Annotated in this window: 25 protein-coding genes; 10 read left to right on the plus strand and 15 right to left on the minus strand. The window is 40.5% G+C overall.

Annotated features, from left to right (window positions below):
* Nucleotides 1–28 precede the first annotated feature (28 nt).
* The 7 genes from O3633_RS04410 to nusB all read left to right on the plus strand — a co-directional run bounded on the left by O3633_RS04410 (nucleotide 29) and on the right by nusB (nucleotide 4,039).
* Nucleotides 29–421: a hypothetical protein gene (locus tag O3633_RS04410; protein ID WP_371620518.1), complete on the plus strand. Its 393-nt coding sequence runs from the start codon at nucleotides 29–31 to the stop codon at nucleotides 419–421.
* A 120-nt stretch (nucleotides 422–541) separates the two neighbouring features.
* Nucleotides 542–685: a hypothetical protein gene (locus O3633_RS10320; protein ID WP_524539361.1), complete on the plus strand. Its 144-nt coding sequence runs from the start codon at nucleotides 542–544 to the stop codon at nucleotides 683–685.
* Between the two features lie 8 nt (nucleotides 686–693).
* A complete protein-coding gene (locus O3633_RS04415) occupies nucleotides 694–1,428 on the plus strand; it encodes a TIM44-like domain-containing protein (protein ID WP_524539362.1) in 735 nt (244 codons plus the stop codon).
* A gap of 9 nt (nucleotides 1,429–1,437) precedes the next feature.
* The gene (locus tag O3633_RS04420; RefSeq protein ID WP_371620520.1) at nucleotides 1,438–2,565 is read left to right on the plus strand and encodes an SPFH domain-containing protein; all 1,128 of its coding nucleotides are present in this window, start codon (nucleotides 1,438–1,440) and stop codon (nucleotides 2,563–2,565) included.
* A gap of 80 nt (nucleotides 2,566–2,645) precedes the next feature.
* The gene (efp, locus tag O3633_RS04425; RefSeq protein WP_371620521.1) at nucleotides 2,646–3,206 is read left to right on the plus strand and encodes an elongation factor P; all 561 of its coding nucleotides are present in this window, start codon (nucleotides 2,646–2,648) and stop codon (nucleotides 3,204–3,206) included.
* A 28-nt stretch (nucleotides 3,207–3,234) separates the two neighbouring features.
* Complete coding sequence (locus O3633_RS04430) at nucleotides 3,235–3,624, plus strand: Asp23/Gls24 family envelope stress response protein (RefSeq protein WP_049503061.1); 390 nt, start codon at nucleotides 3,235–3,237, stop codon at nucleotides 3,622–3,624.
* Nucleotides 3,617–4,039, plus strand: coding sequence for a transcription antitermination factor NusB (gene nusB, locus O3633_RS04435; protein ID WP_000203647.1), 423 nt, complete (start codon nucleotides 3,617–3,619; stop codon nucleotides 4,037–4,039). Before O3633_RS04430 ends, nusB begins: the two co-directional genes overlap by 8 nt.
* 53 nt (nucleotides 4,040–4,092) lie before the next feature.
* On the opposite strand, the gene O3633_RS04440 is transcribed toward nusB, so the two are convergent.
* The 15 genes from O3633_RS04440 to O3633_RS04510 form a co-directional block, all read right to left on the minus strand.
* Nucleotides 4,093–4,818 (minus strand): CPBP family intramembrane glutamic endopeptidase, encoded by a 726-nt coding sequence (locus O3633_RS04440; RefSeq protein WP_371620522.1) that lies wholly within the window; start codon nucleotides 4,816–4,818, stop codon nucleotides 4,093–4,095.
* 268 nt (nucleotides 4,819–5,086) lie between these two features.
* On the minus strand, nucleotides 5,087–5,854 hold the full coding sequence (locus tag O3633_RS04445) for an acetyl-CoA carboxylase carboxyl transferase subunit alpha (protein WP_371620523.1): 768 nt from the start codon (nucleotides 5,852–5,854) through the stop codon (nucleotides 5,087–5,089).
* Nucleotides 5,854–6,717 carry an acetyl-CoA carboxylase, carboxyltransferase subunit beta gene (gene accD, locus O3633_RS04450; protein ID WP_049503080.1) on the minus strand — a complete coding sequence of 288 codons (864 nt, stop codon included), beginning with the start codon at nucleotides 6,715–6,717 and terminating at the stop codon, nucleotides 5,854–5,856. Before accD ends, O3633_RS04445 begins: the two co-directional genes overlap by 1 nt.
* 186 nt (nucleotides 6,718–6,903) lie before the next feature.
* Nucleotides 6,904–8,271 (minus strand): acetyl-CoA carboxylase biotin carboxylase subunit, encoded by a 1,368-nt coding sequence (gene accC / locus O3633_RS04455; RefSeq protein WP_371620524.1) that lies wholly within the window; start codon nucleotides 8,269–8,271, stop codon nucleotides 6,904–6,906.
* Nucleotides 8,272–8,282: 11 nt separating this feature from the next.
* The gene (gene fabZ / locus O3633_RS04460; protein WP_000565515.1) at nucleotides 8,283–8,705 is read right to left on the minus strand and encodes a 3-hydroxyacyl-ACP dehydratase FabZ; all 423 of its coding nucleotides are present in this window, start codon (nucleotides 8,703–8,705) and stop codon (nucleotides 8,283–8,285) included.
* Nucleotides 8,702–9,184: an acetyl-CoA carboxylase biotin carboxyl carrier protein gene (gene accB, locus O3633_RS04465; RefSeq protein WP_371620525.1), complete on the minus strand. Its 483-nt coding sequence runs from the start codon at nucleotides 9,182–9,184 to the stop codon at nucleotides 8,702–8,704. Before accB ends, fabZ begins: the two co-directional genes overlap by 4 nt.
* A gap of 2 nt (nucleotides 9,185–9,186) precedes the next feature.
* Nucleotides 9,187–10,422: a beta-ketoacyl-ACP synthase II gene (gene fabF, locus O3633_RS04470; RefSeq protein ID WP_070460154.1), complete on the minus strand. Its 1,236-nt coding sequence runs from the start codon at nucleotides 10,420–10,422 to the stop codon at nucleotides 9,187–9,189.
* Between the two features lie 22 nt (nucleotides 10,423–10,444).
* Nucleotides 10,445–11,179, minus strand: coding sequence for a 3-oxoacyl-[acyl-carrier-protein] reductase (gene fabG, locus O3633_RS04475; protein WP_000764331.1), 735 nt, complete (start codon nucleotides 11,177–11,179; stop codon nucleotides 10,445–10,447).
* 31 nt (nucleotides 11,180–11,210) lie between these two features.
* Complete coding sequence (gene fabD, locus O3633_RS04480) at nucleotides 11,211–12,131, minus strand: ACP S-malonyltransferase (RefSeq protein WP_371620526.1); 921 nt, start codon at nucleotides 12,129–12,131, stop codon at nucleotides 11,211–11,213.
* Nucleotides 12,124–13,098 (minus strand): enoyl-[acyl-carrier-protein] reductase FabK, encoded by a 975-nt coding sequence (gene fabK, locus O3633_RS04485; protein ID WP_049503073.1) that lies wholly within the window; start codon nucleotides 13,096–13,098, stop codon nucleotides 12,124–12,126. The genes fabD and fabK overlap by 8 nt, the downstream gene beginning before the upstream one ends.
* Nucleotides 13,099–13,214: 116 nt before the next feature.
* Complete coding sequence (locus O3633_RS04490) at nucleotides 13,215–13,439, minus strand: acyl carrier protein (protein ID WP_000257840.1); 225 nt, start codon at nucleotides 13,437–13,439, stop codon at nucleotides 13,215–13,217.
* Between the two features lie 57 nt (nucleotides 13,440–13,496).
* Nucleotides 13,497–14,471, minus strand: a complete 975-nt coding sequence (locus O3633_RS04495) for a beta-ketoacyl-ACP synthase III (RefSeq protein WP_371620527.1) — start codon at nucleotides 14,469–14,471, stop codon at nucleotides 13,497–13,499.
* Nucleotides 14,471–14,905, minus strand: coding sequence for a fatty acid biosynthesis transcriptional regulator FabT (fabT, locus tag O3633_RS04500; protein ID WP_000386344.1), 435 nt, complete (start codon nucleotides 14,903–14,905; stop codon nucleotides 14,471–14,473). The genes O3633_RS04495 and fabT overlap by 1 nt, the downstream gene beginning before the upstream one ends.
* A gap of 91 nt (nucleotides 14,906–14,996) precedes the next feature.
* A complete protein-coding gene (locus O3633_RS04505; protein WP_371620528.1) occupies nucleotides 14,997–15,782 on the minus strand; it encodes an enoyl-CoA hydratase in 786 nt (261 codons plus the stop codon).
* A gap of 110 nt (nucleotides 15,783–15,892) precedes the next feature.
* Entirely contained in the window at nucleotides 15,893–16,453 is a 561-nt protein-coding gene (locus O3633_RS04510; RefSeq protein WP_371620529.1) for a hypothetical protein, read from the minus strand.
* Nucleotides 16,454–16,612: 159 nt separating this feature from the next.
* Here O3633_RS04510 and O3633_RS04515 point away from each other — a divergent pair, with 159 nt between their 5' ends.
* The 3 genes from O3633_RS04515 (at nucleotide 16,613) to serS (ending at nucleotide 19,839) form a co-directional block, all read left to right on the plus strand.
* Nucleotides 16,613–17,977, plus strand: coding sequence for an aspartate kinase (locus tag O3633_RS04515; RefSeq protein ID WP_371620530.1), 1,365 nt, complete (start codon nucleotides 16,613–16,615; stop codon nucleotides 17,975–17,977).
* Nucleotides 17,978–17,979: 2 nt separating this feature from the next.
* A complete protein-coding gene (locus O3633_RS04520) occupies nucleotides 17,980–18,351 on the plus strand; it encodes a DUF956 family protein (protein WP_049508922.1) in 372 nt (123 codons plus the stop codon).
* Nucleotides 18,352–18,564: 213 nt separating this feature from the next.
* Complete coding sequence (gene serS / locus O3633_RS04525; protein ID WP_000884217.1) at nucleotides 18,565–19,839, plus strand: serine--tRNA ligase; 1,275 nt, start codon at nucleotides 18,565–18,567, stop codon at nucleotides 19,837–19,839.
* The last annotated feature ends 37 nt before the right edge of the window (nucleotides 19,840–19,876 follow it).

Below are 19,876 nucleotides of genomic sequence, written 5' to 3' on the forward strand. Positions count from 1 at the left end.
TCTACTAAAAAATAGAAAAGGAGAATAAATGAACAAGTTTTTACGAGTACTATTTATTTTAGTTATTGTCGCCATGTTGGGTGCTTCTATTCTACAAATCTTTCTCCCATCATATATGGGAGAGCATTCTGGTTACGGTATTTCTGCAGGATGGCAAAGAGAAATTGGAATTTGGAATCTAGCTGTCTTAATTATTATTCTTGCCGTTAATATTAAGTACGATTGGTTTTACCTGAGAATTGCCCTTCTTGCCCTCATTATTGGTGGTATAGGAATAGGAACAAATCACTTGTTAAATTTTATTGAATATCATTCTCCTGTTAATGCGATTGGTGCTATCGAGAATTATATACTCGTATTTGGTTGGATTATAGGGTGGTTTATTGAAAATAAAACTATAAAACTCCAAAACTCTTTTTAGACATAAAATTTGGCAAAAACTGTTTTTGTACTCACATAGTTAGGAGACATATGAAAAAGTTATATACTCTTCTCGCAACTTGTTTATTGTTGTTCTTTTTCACACCATTTAACTCAATTGATGCTGGCGTTGGCCATTCGCGAAGTGGTAGCTCTAGCCGAAGTAGTTCAAGAAGTAGCAGCCGCAGTAACTCAAGTCGCAGCTCCTCTTATAGAAGTAGCTATCGATCTGGAAGCAGCTCCTCTAGTTCAGGTGGTTCTTTAGGTACTGGTATGAACATGCTTATCATGTTTGGTGTCGGAGGATTCTTACTCTACATGTTCATCAAATATCTTAGCGACCAGAATTCATCTTCTGGCAAGTCTTACGGTAGTTCAACTGGATATAATCCACCTAGCCATCGCCGAGTAGAACACAACGCACTAGCTGTTAGTCGTGTCAAATATGGTGATCCAAACTTTGATGCTGATGCCTTCGCTTCATGGGTTAAAGAAGTCTATATTCAGTTACAGGCAGCCTGGACTAAAAAGGATTGGAATTTGGTTCGCTCTCTCGAAAGTACTAGTCTCTATTCCCAACATAGTACTCAACTCGAAGATCATATTCGGGCAAAAACAACCAATGTTTTAGAAAAAGTCTATGTTGAAAATATCCGCATCAAAGATTTCTATGAAAATCCTGATAGTAACGATACCCTTGTTGTTATCTTGTCATCTACACTCAGAGACTATGTCATTGAAGACCAAAGCAAACGTGTCATCGAAGGTGATCCTCAAGAGGACTTGTTTACAGTCTATCAAATGAACTTTATCCGTAAACACGGAAGTCAAACTGAACTAAATGTCAGTGATGAAGCAATCAGTGACCACTGTCCAAACTGTGGTGCACCATTGAAAATCTCAGCTATTAGCCAATGTGAATATTGCGGAGCTGAGCTCACACGTAGTCCAAATCAATGGGTACTCGATACCTACGATGTTGTGGATGAAGACGAACTTTATAATTAGGAGGAAATTATGGGATTTATTCGTGCCGCTCTATCTTCAGGGCTTAATAGTTTCAACGATAGCAAATTTAAAGAAGCGATCGTACTTCCAAATAACCTAACAGCCGATGCTTTGGCTATTAAAGGCCAACTTCTTTCAAAAGATCCAGATGGTAAATCTAGACAAAGCAATCAAAACACTGGACTACTAACAGATGGTAGCATTGTCATTGTGCCTCAAGGCTATGTCGCTATTCTAGTGAACAACGGTACCTTCCTTGGAGATGTCTTAGAAGCTGGTAGCCACGAATGGCGTTCAGGAGATAATGCCTGGCTCCTTGAAAAAGGTGGTATAAAGGGTACTTGGGAAAACTTCAAAAACCGCTTCTCTTTTGGTGGTCAAGTCATTACCCAACAAGAAATCATCTTTATTCGTATGCAACCCGTTGCCGGAAATAAATTCGGTACACAGAATGCTGTAGAATATTTCAGTGAACGTTATCAACAACTGCTCAACATCCGTTTCTATGGCTTGTTTGATATCAAAGTTGCTGATCCAGTCCTATTCTATGTTAGCTCCATCAGTCAACAAATTGAAGACCATAAAGCCTTTACGTTACAAAATGTAGCTCAAGGAACACTCCGACAAAATATCGCACCAAAGATTGCCATTGCAATTGCTAAATTTACCAATGAAAACAAGGTAGATATCTATAGCCTTAATGCCAATCAAGATACTTTCAATGAGCTAGCTAAACAAGAAGTTAATAAGGTATGGGCTGGACTTTATGGGATTGAAACAACCAACATCCTGCTTGAAGATTTGAGCTATGATCAAGAAAGCTTAGATATTGTCCGTAAACTCGATAGCGAGCTTGTCGCTATGAAGTACAATACGATTGAGATTGAAGAACGTCGTGCTCGTAATGAAGCTCTCATCGCTGCTGCTAACAATGAAGGCAATGGTAATGGTATGAACATGATTATGGGAATGAACTTAGGACAAACACTTGGCGGTCAACTCAACCAACAAGCCCAAACTCAAGCCCCTATTCAAAATAATGGGCAAACTGCAAGCAAGAACTTTTACATCGAGGTAGACGGCAAGTATGTTCTCGTAACCAAAGATGAAGAAGGAAATATCGTACCAGTCAACTAATTCAAGCTCATCTGATATTTGAGAATTATTGCATTTTATGGTACAATAAAGAGTAAACTATTTATAAAAGAGGTATAAACATGATTGAAGCAAGTAAACTAAAGGCTGGTATGACTTTTGAAACAGCTGAAGGAAAATTGATCCGCGTTTTGGAAGCTAGCCACCACAAACCAGGTAAAGGAAACACTATCATGCGTATGAAATTGCGTGATGTCCGCACTGGTTCAACTTTTGAAACAAGCTACCGCCCAGAAGAAAAATTTGAGCAAGCGATCATCGAAACAGTTCCAGCTCAATACTTGTACAAAATGGACGACACAGCTTACTTCATGAATACAGAAACTTATGACCAATACGAAATTCCTGTTGTGAATGTTGAAAACGAATTGCTTTACATCCTTGAAAACTCAGATGTAAAAATCCAATTCTACGGAACTGAAGTAATCGGTGTGACTGTACCAACTACTGTTGAATTGACAGTTACTGAAACACAGCCATCTATTAAAGGTGCTACTGTTACAGGTTCTGGTAAACCAGCAACAATGGAAACTGGTCTTGTCGTAAACGTTCCAGACTTCATCGAAGCAGGTCAAAAATTGATTATCAACACTGCAGAAGGAACTTACGTTTCTCGCGCCTAATCTCTAGAAACTAGAAAGAGGTCATTCTATGGGAATTGAAGAACAACTTGGCGAAATCGTCATCGCCCCACGTGTACTTGAAAAAATCATTGCTATTGCAACTGCGAAAGTTGAAGGCGTACACTCTTTTTCAAACAAATCAGTATCTGACACCCTTTCAAAACTTTCTCTTGGTCGTGGCGTATATCTAAAAGAAGCAAACGATGAGCTCACAGCTGATATCTACCTCTACCTAGAGTACGGTGTCAAAGTTCCTAAGGTTGCTATGGCTATCCAGAAAGCTGTTAAGGATGCTGTCCGTAACATGGCTGATGTTGAAATCTCTGCTGTCAACATTCACGTTGCAGGTATCGTTCCAGATAAAACACCAAAACCAGAATTGAAAGACTTATTCGACGAGGACTTCCTCAATGACTAGTCCATTATTAGAATCTAGACGTGAACTACGTAAGTGTGCTTTCCAAGCCTTGATGAGTCTTGAATATGGTTCGGATTTAGAAACTGCTTGTCGCTTCGCCTACACACATGATCGCGAAGATACAGACGTACAACTTCCTAACTTCCTTGTAGAGCTCGTTTCTGGTGTCCAAGCTAAAAAGGATGATCTGGACAAACAAATCACACAACATTTGAAAACTGGTTGGACCATCGATCGTCTGACTTTGGTAGAAAAGAATTTACTACGCCTAGGAGTTTTTGAAATCACTTCATTTGATACTCCTCAGCTCGTAGCTGTTAACGAAGCTATTGAGCTTGCTAAGAGCTTTTCAGATCAAAAGTCAGCCCGTTTCATCAATGGACTCCTTAGTCAATTTGTGACAGAAGAAGATTAAATAATATAGAAAAAGTGTTTGACAATTATCAAACACTTTTTCTTTGCCTTCCACTATCTAAAAAAGTGGTAATAGACATAATTATAAACAAAAATCCAGATAGGTTTTGCATAAGTGAGAAAGTTGAAAAAACTATGGCATAGGATGGTGATTTTTAGATTCTTTGTCCAACGATAGACCAGAGCATAGAAGAGACCGCCTAAACTATAAAACATCAAACTGATAGGATCTCGGTGAGTTAGGATCAAATGACTAAGTCCAAAGATAAGAGCAGATAGGATAACATCCAGATAGTACTTGGACTGGGGGAAAAAGGTATTCATAAAGTACCCTCTATCAACCAGTTCCTCCAATATAGGTCCGACGACTACTGTTAAACTAAAACTGAGAACAGTTGATAGAAAAGTTGGTTGCCCATTGGAGTATAGAATCGAAAGAAGGTCTTGAAAGATATACTTGTTATCAATTAAATGATGAAACTGTAACTGAAAAGCATCCACCAATTGACGATCAAAATAAGTAGCCACTAGAGCGACTAGAAGATAAAGATTTGTCGACCATTTCCAAGACTCATTTTCAACGATATAGAGCATCTTTTTCTTTTTCAACCAGTAGATAAATGACAGTAAAAGAGCTATTACTTCTACTGTTAAAAAGATAGAATAGGCATCTATCCCCCATCCTAAAAACTTAGTCAGATGCATAATCCCTAACTCTGGTAGATAAACCGATAAAAATACCAGTAAGATGAAGACTCCCAAATGCCCTAGTTTTTTCATACTCACTCCTAAAAATTACCTTGATGGAGGGAAAGAATAACAACTCCCTATTCAGTTTATCAGTTATATACTGACCAAGCACAGCATAAAATCTATAAAAGCTTAGTCTATTCCCTGTAGCACTTATAGATTATCATTCCTTATTATATAATATACATCTTTTTTCATGACTCTCAGTTCCATTTCCTCAACTGTCAATTTTTAATCCTGAAATGAATTTTTGAGAGAAACCAAAAAGCTAGAACCTTTTTTAGTTCTAGCTGTCTTTTTAATATTTTCTAAAGCGTTGATAACGCTCTTCCAAAAGTTTCTCCAACGGTAATTGTTTTAATTGTTCAATTTCTGTTTGAAGTTCATTTTTCACACGAGCTAGCAGTTCTTTGGCAGAGAGACCTCTCTCTGAAATAACCTTATCTACGACTTCCATCTCCAAAAGTTCGTGGGAAGTGATTTTCATCAACTCAGCTGCTTCCATGGCACGCGTGCCATCTTTCCACAAGATAGAAGCAAAGCCTTCAGGACTGAGAACTGCATAGATAGAGTTTTCCAGCATCCAAACACGGTCAGCCACTGCTAGAGCTAGAGCTCCACCAGAGCCACCTTCTCCGATAATAATGGCAATAATGGGCACTTTTAGGTCGCTCATTTCAAAGAGATTTCTAGCAATTGCTTCACCTTGACCACGTTCTTCTGCACCTACACCAGGATAGGCACCAGCAGTATTGATAAAGGTTACAACTGGACGACCAAACTTTTCTGCTTGTTTCATCAAACGAAGGGCTTTTCGGTAACCTTCAGGATGAGGTTGACCAAAGTTACGGTTAAGATTATCTTGTAAACTTTTACCTTTTTGGATTCCAACAACAGTCACTGCTTGGTCTCCCAACCAACCGATACCACCAATAATAGCACCATCATCACGGAAGGAGCGGTCCCCATGAAGCTCAATAAAATCATCAAAAATTCCTGTTGCGAAGTCCAAGGCTGTTAGGCGAGTTTGTTCACGAGCTTCTCTAACGATTTTCGCAATATTCATCAACTCTCCCTCCTGTGTAGTCTTACTAATCGAGCAATCGTATCTGGCAATTCTCGCCGTTTAATAATTGCATCTACAAAACCATGTTCCAGTAAAAACTCTGCTTTCTGGAAGTCTTCTGGTAGGTCTTCTCTTACTGTATTTTCAATCACACGGCGTCCAGCAAAACCTACCAAACTTTGGGGTTCTGCCAAGATGATATCCCCTTCCATAGCAAAGGAAGCTGTTACTCCTCCAGTCGTCGGGTCTGTAAGGATTGTCAGATAAAAGAGACCTGCATTGGAATGACGTTTGACTGCGGCAGAGATTTTGGCCATCTGCATCAAGCTCATGATTCCTTCCTGCATGCGTGCTCCGCCAGAAGCTGTAAACAATACGACAGGTAATTTTTCAGCGGTCGCATATTCGAACAAGCGAGTGATTTTCTCACCAACAACTGTTCCCATTGACGCCATAATAAAGTTAGAATCCATGATGCCAAGGGCAACCTTCTCTCCCTTAATCAAAGCTGTTCCTGTTACAACAGCCTCATCAAGACCTGTCTTTTCACGCATCAAAGTCAATTTTTTACGATAGCCTGGAAAATTCAAAGGATCCTGAGTCTCAATCCCTTTAAACATTTCCAAAAACGTACCCATATCAATGGTTAAAGCTAAACGCTCTTGAGCTGAAATACGGAAGGTATAGCCACAGTGAGGGCATATTCTCTCACTCCCCAAGTCCTTTTGGTAAATCGTATATTTGCAACCTGGACATTGAGAGAAGAGCTCATCTGGAACCTCTGGCTTGATCTGAGGTTGATTTACAGTCGAACGATTGGGATTGATTCGAATATATTTATCTTTTTTACTAAATAGAGCCATACATCCCCCTTTTCGGTCTTATACTATTTTTATACTCAATGAAAATCAAAGAGCAAACTAGGAAGCTAGCTGCAGGTTGCTCAAAGCACTGCTTTGAGGTTGTAGATAAGACTGACGAAGTCAGTCACATATATAATCCAAGGCGAAGCTGACGCGGTTTGAATTTGATTTTCGAAGAGTATTACATTATTCTTTTTCTTGATAGTGTGGTAAGAAAGTTTCCATCAAGAAGGAAGTATCGTAGTCCCCTGCTATCACTCGACGATCTGAAATCAAATCGAGTTGGAAATCAGCATTGGTGACAACCCCTTCAATTTCGAGTTCATAAAGAGCTCGTTGCATTTTCATGAGAGCATCAAAACGATTTTCACCATGGACAATAATTTTAGCAATCATACTATCATAGTAGGGTGGAATGGTATACCCTGGATAAACTGCAGAGTCAACACGCAAGCCAACACCACCGCTTGGTAGATAAAGATTAGTAATCTTACCTGGGCTCGGTGCAAAATTAAAGGCTGGGTTTTCTGCGTTGATACGGCACTCAATAGCATGTCCTTTTAGAACAATGTCTTCTTGCTTCAAAGTCAATGGTTGACCTTCCGCGATACGGATTTGTTCCTTAACAATATCCACACCAGATACAAATTCGGTTACTGGGTGTTCCACTTGGACACGCGTATTCATCTCCATAAAGTAGAATTTCCCACTTGCTTCATCTAGTAGGAATTCAATCGTACCAGCATTTTCGTAGCCTACAGACTCCGCTGCACGAACAGCTGCAGCACCAATTTCATTACGAAGTGTTTTCCCGATAGCAATTGAAGGACTTTCTTCTAAAACTTTTTGGTTATTCCGTTGAAGCGAACAGTCACGCTCACCTAGGTGAATAACATGGCCCATCTGGTCAGCAAGAATCTGTACTTCAATATGTCGAGCAGGATAAATCACACGCTCTAGGTACATAGCTCCATTACCAAAGTTGGCTTTAGCTTCACTAGAGGCTGTTTCAAAGGCTGAAACAAGATCTTCTGCTTTTTCAACCTTACGAATCCCTTTACCACCACCTCCAGCTGAAGCTTTCAGCATAACTGGATAACCAATTTTTTCGGCGATAGCGAGGGCCTCTTCTGCAGTATGGACTTCTCCATCTGAACCTGGAATGACGGGAACATTAGCCTTAATCATTTGAGCACGGGCGTTAATTTTATCCCCCATGATATCCATGACACGAGCTGATGGTCCGATAAATTTGATACCGACTTCTTCACACATGGTGGCAAATTTGGAATTTTCACTTAAAAAACCAAATCCAGGGTGAATGGCTTCAGCTTCAGTCAAGACCGCAGCTGAAAGGATAGCATTGATGTTCAGATAAGATTCTGTAGCCTTTCCAGGGCCGATACAGATAGCCTCGTCAGCCAAAAGCGTGTGGAGAGCTTCCTTGTCAGCAGTCGAATAAACAGCAACTGTAGCAATTCCTAACTCTCGTGCCGCACGAATAATACGAACAGCAATTTCACCACGATTGGCAATTAAAATCTTACGAAACATGGAAAACCTCCCTAGTTTCCAATAGCAAAGGTCAAAGTCCCGCTTGCTGCAAGCTTACCATCTACTTCTGCCTTCGCTTCTACTACGGCGATTGTGCCACGACGTTTGACAAACGTTGCTGTCATGACAAGCTGATCACCAGGAACAACTTGCTTCTTAAATTTGACTTTGTCCATACCAGCATAGAAGACAAGCTTCCCTTTGTTTTCAGGTTTTGATAATTCCAAAACACCTGCTGTTTGTGCTAAAGCTTCCATAATGAGGACTCCTGGCATAACTGGGTATTGAGGAAAATGACCGTTGAAGAAAGGTTCGTTAATCGTTACATTTTTAATAGCAACGATTGTATCTTCGCTGACTTCCAAAACACGATCCACTAAGAGCATGGGATAGCGGTGTGGCAAAGCTTCTTTAATCCCTTGAATATCAATCATTTGATTCGTACCAAGCCTTTCCCAAACTCAACCATTTCTTCATTAGCAACAAGAACTTCTGTTACGACACCGTCTTTAGGTGCTGGAATTTCGTTCATGACCTTCATGGCTTCGATGATGACCAAGGTTTGGCCTTTTTTAACAGTATCACCGACTGAAACAAAATTAGGTTTGTCTGGTCCCGCAGCCAAGTAAGCAACTCCGACAAGTGGGCTCTCTACTAAATCTCCTTCAGCTACAGATTCAGTAGCGCTTGTTTCTGAAACTACTTCTACAGCTGGTGTTGAAGTTAGAGCTTGAGGTGATACTGTAGGTGCAGGTGCTGAAACAACTGGTTGAGGTGCTGGACTTGTTTCTGCAACAAGTTTTGCTTCATTCTTGCTGAAGAGTAACTCATCCGTTCCATTTTTATAAGAAAATTCTCTCAAGCTTGACTGGTCAAATTGTGCCATCAAGTCTTTGATTTCATTTAAATTCATCTTTACTTATTCTCCCAACGTTTGAAAGCAAGAACTGCATTATGCCCACCAAATCCAAAAGTGTTTGAGATAGCATAAGGAATTTCACGTTCCACGCCTTGTCCATAAATAACATTTGCTTCAATGTAGTCTGATAGTTCTGTTGTTCCAGCTGTCATTGGAACATAGTTGTTACGGATGGCTTCAATTGTTGCAATGGCTTCAACTGCACCTGCTGCGCCGAGCAAGTGTCCTGTAAATGACTTGGTTGAAGATACAGGTACTTCCTTACCAAGAACAGCTACAATCGCTCCACTCTCTCCTTTTTCATTAGCAGGAGTTGATGTACCATGAGCATTGACATAGGCTACTTGGTCTGGTGTAATCTCAGCTTCGTCCAAGGCAAGTTTGATAGCTTTAATAGCACCTTGGCCTTCTGGATGTGGTGAAGTCATATGGTAGGCGTCACAAGTGTTCCCGTATCCGACAACTTCAGCTAGGATAGTTGCACCGCGTTTTTCAGCATGCTCTAAACTTTCAAGAACCAACATACCTGATCCTTCACCCATGACAAATCCATTACGATCCTTATCAAATGGAATAGAAGCACGAGTTGGGTCCTCTGTTGTTGAAAGAGCTGTTAAGGCTTGGAAACCAGCAATGGCAAATGGAGTAATAGAAGATTCTGAACCACCAACTAGCATGATGTCTTGGAAACCAAATTTGATAGAACGGAAGGCATCCCCGATAGCATCATTTGATGAAGCACAAGCTGTATTGATAGATTTACAAATCCCATTTGCCCCAAAGCGCATAGCAACATTCCCTGCAGCCATATTTGGCAAGGCTTTTGGAAGTGTCAATGGTTTTACACGTTTTGGTCCCTTATCATGTAGTCGAAGCACTTGGTCTTCGATTTCTTTGATACCACCGATACCTGATGCCACAATGACACCAAAGCGGTCTTTATCAAGTGCTTCAAGGTCAAGATTTGCATTGTTCACTGCTTCTTGAGCTGCATACAAGGCATACAAAGAATAGTCATCAAAACGGTTGGTATCTTTTTTTACAAAATATTTGTCAAAAGGAAAATCCTGAATTTCTGCCGCATTATGAACATCAAAAGCACTATGATCAAACTTAGTGATTTCACCGATTCCAATCTTTCCATTTTTTAGACTGTTCCAAAATTCCTCTGGTGTGTTCCCAATCGGAGATGTTAATCCATAACCTGTTACTACTACTCGATTTAGTTTCATTTTTATACCTCTATTTTAACTCTTATTGCATGGTTAGTCCACCATCAATTGCGATGACTTGTCCCGTTAGATAATCTTGACTTGCAAGAAAGGCTGTCACCTCTGCGACTTGCTCAGCTTGGCCAAATTGTTTCATCGGAATTTGTGCCAACATGGCTTCTTTCACCTTATCAGATAGAACTGCAGTCATATCTGATTCAATCATTCCTGGAGCAATGGCATTGACACGCACATTGCGATTGGCAACCTCACGTGCTACCGATTTGGTAAATCCAATCAAACCGGCCTTGGAAGCAGCGTAGTTTGCTTGACCGATATTTCCCATCAAACCAACGACACTAGACATATTGATGATAGCACCTTCGCGAGCTTTTATCATCGGTTTTAAGACTGATTGTGTCATATTGAAGGCACCTGTCAAATTGACTTTTAAAACCTTCTCAAAATCTTCTTCTGTCATCTTCAGCATGAGAGTGTCTTGAGTAATCCCAGCATTATTAACGAGGACATCAACTGAACCCAGCTCTTCAATGGCTTGGTCCACCATACGCTTTGCGTCCGCAAAATCAGAAACGTCACCAGAAATAGTAAGGACCTTCACTCCGTATGGTTTAAATTCGGCTAGAAGCTCCTCGGAGATTTCACCACGACTATTCAAGACAACATTGGCTCCCAAGCTGGCAAATTTATGAGCAATGGCAAGACCAATTCCTCGACTTGAGCCTGTAATAAAGACATTTTTCTGTTCTAGTTTCATTTTTCTCCTTTCAGAACTTCTACCAGTTTGGCTAATTTTCTAAGAGTGCTTGTAAACTTGCTTGATCTTCCACATTAGCAAGTTGAGCTGTTTTATCTATCTTTTTGACGAATCCTGACAAAACTTTACTAGGTCCAATCTCAATAAAACGAGTGACACCCGCTTCTTGCATGACTGCAATACTTTCATAAAAGCGAACGGGTTCCTTAACTTGACGAGTCAGGAGTTCAGCAATTCGTTCTTTTCCCACGACATTTGCTTCTGTATTGCCAACAAGTGGACAAACAAAGTTACTAAACTCAACATCTTCTAGGGCTTGAGCTAATTTTTGACTAGCAGGTTCCAATAAAGCTGTATGGAATGGACCAGAAACATTGAGCGGAATCAAGCGTTTTGCTCCTGCCTCTTGCAAAAGTTCAACTGCACGATCTACCGCCACTACCTCACCACCAATAACAATTTGACTTGGGGTATTGTAGTTAGCTGGAGTTACAACACCAAGTTGAGAAGCTTCTTGACAAGCTTGTTCAATAACTTCAACTGGAGTATTGAGTACGGCTACCATTTTACCAGACCCTGCAGGTGCTGCTTCTTCCATATAGGCTCCACGCTTAGCAACTAGAGCCACCGCATCTTCAAAATCCAGTGCACCACTAGCTACCAGGGCAGAATATTCTCCAAGAGACAATCCTGCCACCATATCAGGCTGATAACCTTTCTCCTTTAGTAGTCGGTAAATAGCAACGGACGTAGCTAAAATAGCTGGTTGCGTGTAACGAGTCTGATGTAGCTTTGTTTCATCATTATCAATCAAGTCACGAAGGTCATACCCCAAGACTTGGCTAGCTTGGTCGATTGTTTCCTTGACGATAGCATATTGGTCATAGAGTTCATGCCCCATTCCTAAGTACTGTGCTCCTTGACCTGCAAATAGAAAGGCTGTTTTAGTCATTTCTTGTAACTCCTGCCCAACGAGCAGCTTCTGCTTGAATCTTTTCAGCTGCACCGTAGTAAATATCTTTTAAGATTTCTTCAACAGTTTCTTCTTTGGAAACAAGGCCAGCAATTTGACCTGCCATAACAGATCCACCATCCACATCTCCGTGAACAACCGCTTTGGCTAGAGCACCTGCCCCCATTTGTTCAAAAATTTCCAAATCTGGATTTTCTTGTTTGAAGGCATCTTTTTCAGCTTGCTCGAAATCACGAGTCAATTTGTTTTTAATGGCACGAACTGCGTGTCCAAAATGTTGTGCTGAGATCGTTGTGTCGATATCACGAGCTTTTAAAATTTTAGCTTTATAGTTTGGATGAGCATTTGATTCTTTAGCAACTACAAAACGAGTTCCTACTTGCACAGCTTCTGCACCAAGCATAAATCCAGCTGCTGCTCCCTCACCGTCTGCAATACCACCAGCAGCGATAACAGGAATTGAAACAGCAGCTGCAACTTGACGAACCAAGGTCATGGTCGTTAATTTACCGATGTGTCCACCAGCTTCCATACCTTCAGCAATGACGGCATCCGCTCCAATTTTTTCCATTCGTTTAGCCAAAGCTACGCTAGGTACTACAGGAATAACGGTGATTCCTGCTTCATGGAATCGTTCCATATATTTACTTGGATTCCCTGCACCAGTTGTGACTACCTTAACTCCTTCTTCAATCACAAGGTCAACAATATCCTCAACAAATGGAGACAGAAGCATGATATTGACACCAAAAGGTTTGTCTGTTAATGATTTAATCTTATCGATATTAGCCTTAACCACTTCTTTAGGAGCATTTCCTCCACCAATGATACCGAGACCACCCGCTTTTGAAACAGCTCCAGCCAAATCGCCATCTGCCACCCAGGCCATTCCACCTTGGAAGATCGGATATTTAATATTTAATAGTTCAGTGATACGTGTTTTCATATTGCCTCCATATGTCTTGCTTACGTAATAGTTCGATCTTTTTATAATTTGACGGTCAAACTATTGCCTAAACAAGAGGGAGCGGGTCTCCCCTACTCCTTCTTCTTTTATTTTAATTATTTTGTTTGCTCTTCAACGTAAGCAACCAAGTCGCCAACTGTTTTCAAATTATCTTCAGCTTCGATTTGGATATCAAAAGCGTCTTCAATTTCTGAGATCACTTGGAACAAGTCCAATGAATCTGCATCCAAATCATCAAAAGTAGATTCAAGCGTTACTTCTGATGCATCTTTTCCAAGTTCTTCAACGATAATTTCTTGTACTTTTTCAAATACTGCCATGATAGACTCCTTTAAAATAAATAGTTTTTTATAACAATGTGTTCACCACATGATTACCTAAATTGTAACAATAAGTGTGCCCCATGTCAAACCTCCACCGAAGCCTGACAAGAGAATATTTTGGCTACCATCCAAACGAATGAGCCCTTCCTCTACACACTCTGAAAGTAGGATCGGAATACTTGCCGCACTGGTATTTCCATACTTGGTCATATTGGCAGGAAGCTTGTCTCGATCTACACCGATCTTTCTAGCCATCTTATCTAAAATTCGAATATTAGCTTGATGAAGCAAGAGATAATCTAGTTCTTCTGCCGACAGAGGACTCTCTACTATAGTATTTTTTATAGACTTAGCAACATCTCGAATCGCAAAATCAAAGACTGCTCGACCATCCATTCTCAAGAAAGCATCGGGCTTTTCTTGATTTGAAAATGGTGAAGTTAAACCAGTCTGTCCATATGTCAAACACTCACTACGCGAACCATCGCTATTGAGACTCTCCGCTAGGAAATGTGGCTGTTCACTTGCTTCTAGTAAGACGCCACCAGCACCGTCTCCAAAAAGAACAGCTGTTGATCGATCTGACCAGTCTAAAGCTTTTGACATGGTTTCACTACCGATAACTAGACCCTTACGATAAGCTCCTGAAGAGATGAACTTCTCTGCAGTTGATAAGGCAAAGATAAAGCCACTACAGGCAGCTGTTAAGTCATAGGTAAAAGCCTTGTGAGCGCCGATTTTAGCCTGAACACGAGCGGCTGTTGAAGGCATCATCGAGTCAGGTGTCATCGTAGCTAGAATGATAAAATCCAACTCTTCAGCAGAAATACCTGACTTCTCTAGGAGTTGTTTTGCAACTGCCGTTGCCAAATCTCCTGTTGATTCTGTCTTAGAAATGCGACGTTCCTTAATCCCAGTTCGACTTGAAATCCATTCATCACTCGTATCCATAACCTGAGCCAAATCTTCATTTGTGACAATCTGCTCTGGTACATAATGAGCAACCTGGCTTATTTTCGCAAAAGCCATTATTTCAAATCCTCCAAAAATTGATAAAGATTGATCAAACCTTTACTCATAACATCCATTTCCTCTGGGCTCATGCCTTCGATAATTCTTTCGACCATGGCCTTGTGGAAACGTTTATGGAGACGATGTACAAGTCGACCTTTCTTGGTCAAATGCAGATGTACTACACGACGATCCTGATCTGAACGTAAGCGTTCGATGTAACCTTTTCGTTCCAAGTTGTTCAAGCTAGTTGTCACTGTTCCTAGAGTTACCATCAACTCTTTGGACACTTGACTTGGTGTCGCATTTGGAAACTTACCAACCACATCAATTGTGTGCATTTCCTTGATAGAGATGTCCTTGAAACGACTACCTCGCAAACTTACTTCCTCAATCACCAGGACGTTATTAAAAATAGATGTTAAATAGTCATTGATCCGTTGGTAGTCCAATTCTCTTCCCTCCCTTATCAAAAAAGTTTAACTATCAAAACATTTGACAAAAAAAGTATATCAAACTTCAAAGAATTGTGCAAGTATTTTTTTACTTTCCGATAAATTTTGGACGTCGTCTTTCAGAATGTGCACGAACACCTTCTTTAAAATCTTCCGTATAAGATAGAGATTTTTGCAATTCCAGTTCTAGCTGTGCGTACTCGTGCCACTGCTTAAACTCGCTCTCCCAGACTAACTTTTTAATAGCAGCATAGGAGTTAGAGGAGCCTCTTCTCAACTTCTTCAATAGTTGTTCTCTTGTCTTTTCCAGTTGATCACTAGCACACAGACGATAGACAGCTCCAGCTTCCAGTGCTTTTTCTGCTGTGAAAGCTTCTCCAGTCATAGCTAATTGCGTTGCCCGAGTCGTACCTAGTGATCGTGTAAGCAAGAATAAGCCACCCGCATCAGGAGCTAAGCCCACACCTACAAAGGCCTGAATGAATTTAGCTTTGTCAGAAGCAATACAGAAATCAACTGCTAAAGCCATATTAGCCGCAGCTCCAGCAACTGCTCCATCCACCTCCATAATGACTGGTTTAGAAATTTGTTTAATCTTATAGGAAATCGTATTTACCAACTCCGCAATTTGAGTAAGGGAGCCAATGTCATCCTCATCGACTGCACGTTTCATTTCTACTAAATCCCCTCCAACGGAGAAGACTTTGCCAGCAGCATTAATGAGAATAAACGAAACCGAAGCATCTTTTTCAGCCAATTCCAATGCTTCTAGAATTTCTTGACACATAGGAATATGAAAACCATTGGCCACCTCAGGACGATTTAAAGTTAGTATCGCTAAATCGTCTTGAACTTGATAGAGAATATGATTCATAGGCACTCCTTTTAATTTACAACGAAGAATAAATTATTTTGTTTTCAAATTATATCTTTTTCCGGCTTTTTAAACAAGAGAAAAATCGACCGAAAGTGTCTCGGCCGATTTTAAAATCTTAGTTTGGTCTCTAAAAATACAGGAAAACCAGTACTTGTATCATCCATGAAATCATAAATCACTTCAAGCATTCGTCCTCCTTCTCTCTGATAAAGCTGTTCTTGGTTTGATCCCTTATGGTAGAATTCTCCTGAAACCATGTAAAAAACACGATTTGGATCTTCTAGGTAGGCAAAAAGATTTCCTGTAAAAGGAGCCTCCTTATTTCCGTCCTTGTTGACCAGACTTGTAGCTAAGAGTTTCGTGATTCCTCTAAATTGTCCACTTTCATCTGTTCGACAATAAAACTTGACTCTAGCTTCATAGTTAGGATTGACGATAATCTTTTCAGAGAGAATTCGATAGGTCCTTGACTTACTATCTGACAAGCCGATAGATAAGATAATTTTAGCCCTCTCAACTGAAATCTGACCTTCCTGAGCATATTCTATCGCTAATTCTTCTCCCGTCAAACGACCACTGGGAAGAGGTTGAGAACTTGCTCCGATATTTGTAGGAATCATCACGAAGCTAAGGACTAATAAGATTAAACAAACTACTCTTTTAATCATCTTCCCCCAACTCCTTTCGTTAGAAGAGTCTTTTCTCCTGCACCTTTATTATAAGCTTTCCTGATGAGACATTCAAACAATTATATAGGACATTTTCCAGATTGAAAAAAGCCCCTCTTTCTGCTATAATCGTATAAAATACTTACTTTAGGAGTTCTTATGAAGGTTGTTAAATTTGGTGGAAGCTCGCTTGCCTCTGCTAATCAGTTAGAAAAAGTTTTAAATATTGTCAAAAGTGATCCAGAACGTCGTTTTGTGGTTGTATCTGCACCTGGTAAACGAAATTCTGAAGATACCAAGGTGACAGATGCCTTGATTAAATACTACCGCGACTATGTAGCTGGAAATGATATTAGCAAAAGCCAAAACTGGATTATTGATCGCTATGCTGCTATGGTTAGCGAATTAGGTCTCAAACCAGCCGTTTTAGACAAAATTTCAAAAAGCATTCGCTCTCTAGCTACTCTTCCAATTGAAGATAATAAGTTCCTCTATGATACCTTCCTAGCAGCTGGAGAAAATAACAATGCTAAGTTGATTGCAGCCTACTTTAACCAAAATGGCTTGGAGGCGCGTTATGTTCATCCTAGGGAAGCTGGTATCGTCGTTACGAGCGAACCTGGAAATGCGCGAATCATCCCATCAAGTTATGATAAAATCGAGGAATTGACAAATTCAACTGAAGTTCTTGTTATCCCTGGTTTCTTCGGTGTTACTAAAGAAGATCAAATTTGTACCTTCTCACGTGGGGGATCAGATATTACTGGTTCAATCATTGCTGCTGGTGTCAAAGCTGACCTCTATGAAAACTTTACTGATGTAGATGGAATCTTTGCAGCTCACCCTGGTATTATCCATAAACCACACTCTATCCCTGAATTGACCTACCGTGAAATGCGTGAATTGGCCTATGCAGGATTCTCTGTACTACACGATGAAGCACTTCTACCTGCCTACCGTGGGAAAATTCCTTTGGTTATCAAGAACACCAATAACCCTGACCATCCAGGAACTCGTATCGTACTACAACATAGCAGCGACAAATTCCCAGTTGTTGGTATTGCTGGAGATTCTGGCTTTGTCAGCATTAATATGTCTAAGTATTTGATGAACCGCGAAATCGGTTTTGGTCGTAAAGTTCTTCAGATTCTTGAGGACCTTAATATTGGTTGGGAACACATGCCAACTGGTATCGATGACCTGTCTATCATCTTACGTTCACGAGAATTGACTCCAATCAAGGAAGAAGAAATCCTTCGTCAATTAGTCCAAAAAGCAGAGGTAGACCACGCTGAAATCGAACACGACCTCTCTATCATTATGATTGTTGGGGAAAAAATGAAGCGTCATATCGGGGTAACTGCTACAGCCACTCGTGCCCTATCTGAGAACAACATCAACATCCAAATGATGTCACAAGGCTCTAGTGAAGTTTCTATCATGTTTGTTGTCCATAAAGACCAAGAAAAAGCCGCTCTTAAAGCTCTCTACCAAGCATTTTTCGGTGAAAATAAGGAAGACTAAACATGGCACAATCCCTCAACAAGGTCGTCGACTTGCAAACAACTGGAACTTCCTATCTCTCCATTACAGGAAAGGTTGGAAAATTTCTGGTCGGAGATCATGCTTTAGAATTTTACGCAGATCGTAATGTCGAGGACTATATTCAAATCCCATGGTCCAGCATTAATCAAATCGGAGCCAATGTTTCAGGCCGCAAGGTTAGTCGTCATTTTGAAATCTTTACAGATCAAGGAAAATTTCTCTTCGCCTCAAAAGACTCTGGAAAAATTCTTAAGATTGCTCGTGAAAAATTGGGAAATGACAAGGTAGTCAAACTTCCTACCTTAGTTCAAATCATTGGTCGAAAAATTAAAAATCTATTTGCAAAAAAATAGAAAGTTTAGTATAATCATAGAAACGGATAAGTAGGTTACTTCCTTCTTTCAGAAAGTCTGCGGGTGCTGCGAGCAGATAGAAGATTTAATTGAAATTCTACCGTTGTTTTAAATCAAATACAGAATCAAGTGCACACCTGTGAAGTTGGATGGAACCGTGGCCCTGCCACTCCAACGCTTTGTCAGGTGTGCTTTTTTCATAAAGGAGTTTATATGTTAGATATCAAACGTATTCGTACAGACTTTGATGCTGTCGCAGAAAAACTAGCTACACGTGGTGTAGATGCTGCTATCTTGAACGAGATGAAAGAAATCGATGCTAAACGTCGTGACATCTTGGTCAAGGTTGAAACCCTCAAGGCTGAGCGTAACACGGTTTCTGCTGAAATTGCTCAAGCTAAGCGCAACAAGGAAAATGCCGATGATAAGATTGCAGCTATGCAGACCCTCTCTGCCGAGGTAAAAGCTCTTGATGCTGAATTGGCAGAAATTGATGCGAAATTAACAGAATTTACCACTACTCTTCCAAACATCCCAGCTGATAGCGTGCCTATCGGTGCAGACGAAGATGATAACGTAGAAGTTCGCCGTTGGGGAACTCCTCGCGAGTTCGACTTTGAACCAAAAGCTCACTGGGATCTAGGTGAAGATCTTGGTATTCTTGACTGGGAACGTGGTGGAAAGGTAACTGGAGCGCGCTTCCTCTTCTATAAAGGACTTGGGGCTCGTTTGGAACGTGCTATCTACAACTTTATGTTGGATGAGCATGGAAAAGAAGGTTACACTGAAGTCATCACACCTTACATGGTTAACCATGATTCTATGTTCGGTACTGGTCAATATCCAAAATTCAAAGAAGATACATTTGAATTGAAAGATACGAACTACGTCCTCATTCCTACAGCTGAAGTTCCTCTGACCAACTACTACCGTGATGAAATTCTTGATGGAAAAGACTTACCAATCTACTTTACTGCTATGAGCCCATCATTCCGTTCTGAAGCTGGTTCAGCTGGTCGTGATACTCGTGGTTTGATTCGTTTGCACCAATTCCACAAGGTTGAAATGGTGAAATTTGCCAAACCTGAAGAGTCATACGAAGAACTAGAAAAGATGACAGCCAACGCTGAAAACATCCTTCAAAAACTCAACCTTCCATACCGTGTGGTTGCTCTCTCTACTGGAGATATGGGCTTCTCTGCTGCTAAGACTTATGACTTGGAAGTATGGATCCCTGCGCAAAATACCTACCGTGAAATCTCAAGCTGTTCAAATACAGAAGATTTCCAAGCTCGTCGTGCCCAAATCCGTTACCGTGATGAAGCCGATGGTAAGGTTAAACTTCTTCATACTTTGAATGGTTCTGGACTTGCTGTTGGTCGTACAGTCGCTGCTATTCTTGAAAACTATCAAAATGAAGATGGTTCTGTGACCATTCCAGAAGTTCTTCGTCCATACATGGGTGGAGCTGAAGTTATCAAACCATAATTAAATAGATGTAAAAAGAGGAGGCTGAGCTTCCTCT

Source organism: Streptococcus sp. 27098_8_22 (genome assembly GCF_041432415.1).
GTDB classification, from domain to species: Bacteria; Bacillota; Bacilli; order Lactobacillales; family Streptococcaceae; genus Streptococcus; species Streptococcus pseudopneumoniae_M.

Coding starts and splice junctions, on each gene's coding strand:
- O3633_RS04410 (WP_371620518.1), top strand. CDS start 29: ATGAACAAGTTTTTACGAGTACTATTTATTTTAGTTATTGTCGCCATG.
- O3633_RS10320 (WP_524539361.1), top strand. CDS start 542: ATGCTGGCGTTGGCCATTCGCGAAGTGGTAGCTCTAGCCGAAGTAGTT.
- O3633_RS04415 (WP_524539362.1), top strand. CDS start 694: ATGAACATGCTTATCATGTTTGGTGTCGGAGGATTCTTACTCTACATG.
- O3633_RS04420 (WP_371620520.1), top strand. CDS start 1,438: ATGGGATTTATTCGTGCCGCTCTATCTTCAGGGCTTAATAGTTTCAAC.
- efp (WP_371620521.1), top strand. CDS start 2,646: ATGATTGAAGCAAGTAAACTAAAGGCTGGTATGACTTTTGAAACAGCT.
- O3633_RS04430 (WP_049503061.1), top strand. CDS start 3,235: ATGGGAATTGAAGAACAACTTGGCGAAATCGTCATCGCCCCACGTGTA.
- nusB (WP_000203647.1), top strand. CDS start 3,617: ATGACTAGTCCATTATTAGAATCTAGACGTGAACTACGTAAGTGTGCT.
- O3633_RS04440 (WP_371620522.1), bottom strand. CDS start 4,818: ATGAAAAAACTAGGGCATTTGGGAGTCTTCATCTTACTGGTATTTTTA.
- O3633_RS04445 (WP_371620523.1), bottom strand. CDS start 5,854: ATGAATATTGCGAAAATCGTTAGAGAAGCTCGTGAACAAACTCGCCTA.
- accD (WP_049503080.1), bottom strand. CDS start 6,717: ATGGCTCTATTTAGTAAAAAAGATAAATATATTCGAATCAATCCCAAT.
- accC (WP_371620524.1), bottom strand. CDS start 8,271: ATGTTTCGTAAGATTTTAATTGCCAATCGTGGTGAAATTGCTGTTCGT.
- fabZ (WP_000565515.1), bottom strand. CDS start 8,705: ATGATTGATATTCAAGGGATTAAAGAAGCTTTGCCACACCGCTATCCC.
- accB (WP_371620525.1), bottom strand. CDS start 9,184: ATGAATTTAAATGAAATCAAAGACTTGATGGCACAATTTGACCAGTCA.
- fabF (WP_070460154.1), bottom strand. CDS start 10,422: ATGAAACTAAATCGAGTAGTAGTAACAGGTTATGGATTAACATCTCCG.
- fabG (WP_000764331.1), bottom strand. CDS start 11,179: ATGAAACTAGAACAGAAAAATGTCTTTATTACAGGCTCAAGTCGAGGA.
- fabD (WP_371620526.1), bottom strand. CDS start 12,131: ATGACTAAAACAGCCTTTCTATTTGCAGGTCAAGGAGCACAGTACTTA.
- fabK (WP_049503073.1), bottom strand. CDS start 13,098: ATGAAAACACGTATCACTGAACTATTAAATATTAAATATCCGATCTTC.
- O3633_RS04490 (WP_000257840.1), bottom strand. CDS start 13,439: ATGGCAGTATTTGAAAAAGTACAAGAAATTATCGTTGAAGAACTTGGA.
- O3633_RS04495 (WP_371620527.1), bottom strand. CDS start 14,471: ATGGCTTTTGCGAAAATAAGCCAGGTTGCTCATTATGTACCAGAGCAG.
- O3633_RS04505 (WP_371620528.1), bottom strand. CDS start 15,782: ATGAATCATATTCTCTATCAAGTTCAAGACGATTTAGCGATACTAACT.
- O3633_RS04510 (WP_371620529.1), bottom strand. CDS start 16,453: ATGATTAAAAGAGTAGTTTGTTTAATCTTATTAGTCCTTAGCTTCGTG.
- O3633_RS04515 (WP_371620530.1), top strand. CDS start 16,613: ATGAAGGTTGTTAAATTTGGTGGAAGCTCGCTTGCCTCTGCTAATCAG.
- O3633_RS04520 (WP_049508922.1), top strand. CDS start 17,980: ATGGCACAATCCCTCAACAAGGTCGTCGACTTGCAAACAACTGGAACT.
- serS (WP_000884217.1), top strand. CDS start 18,565: ATGTTAGATATCAAACGTATTCGTACAGACTTTGATGCTGTCGCAGAA.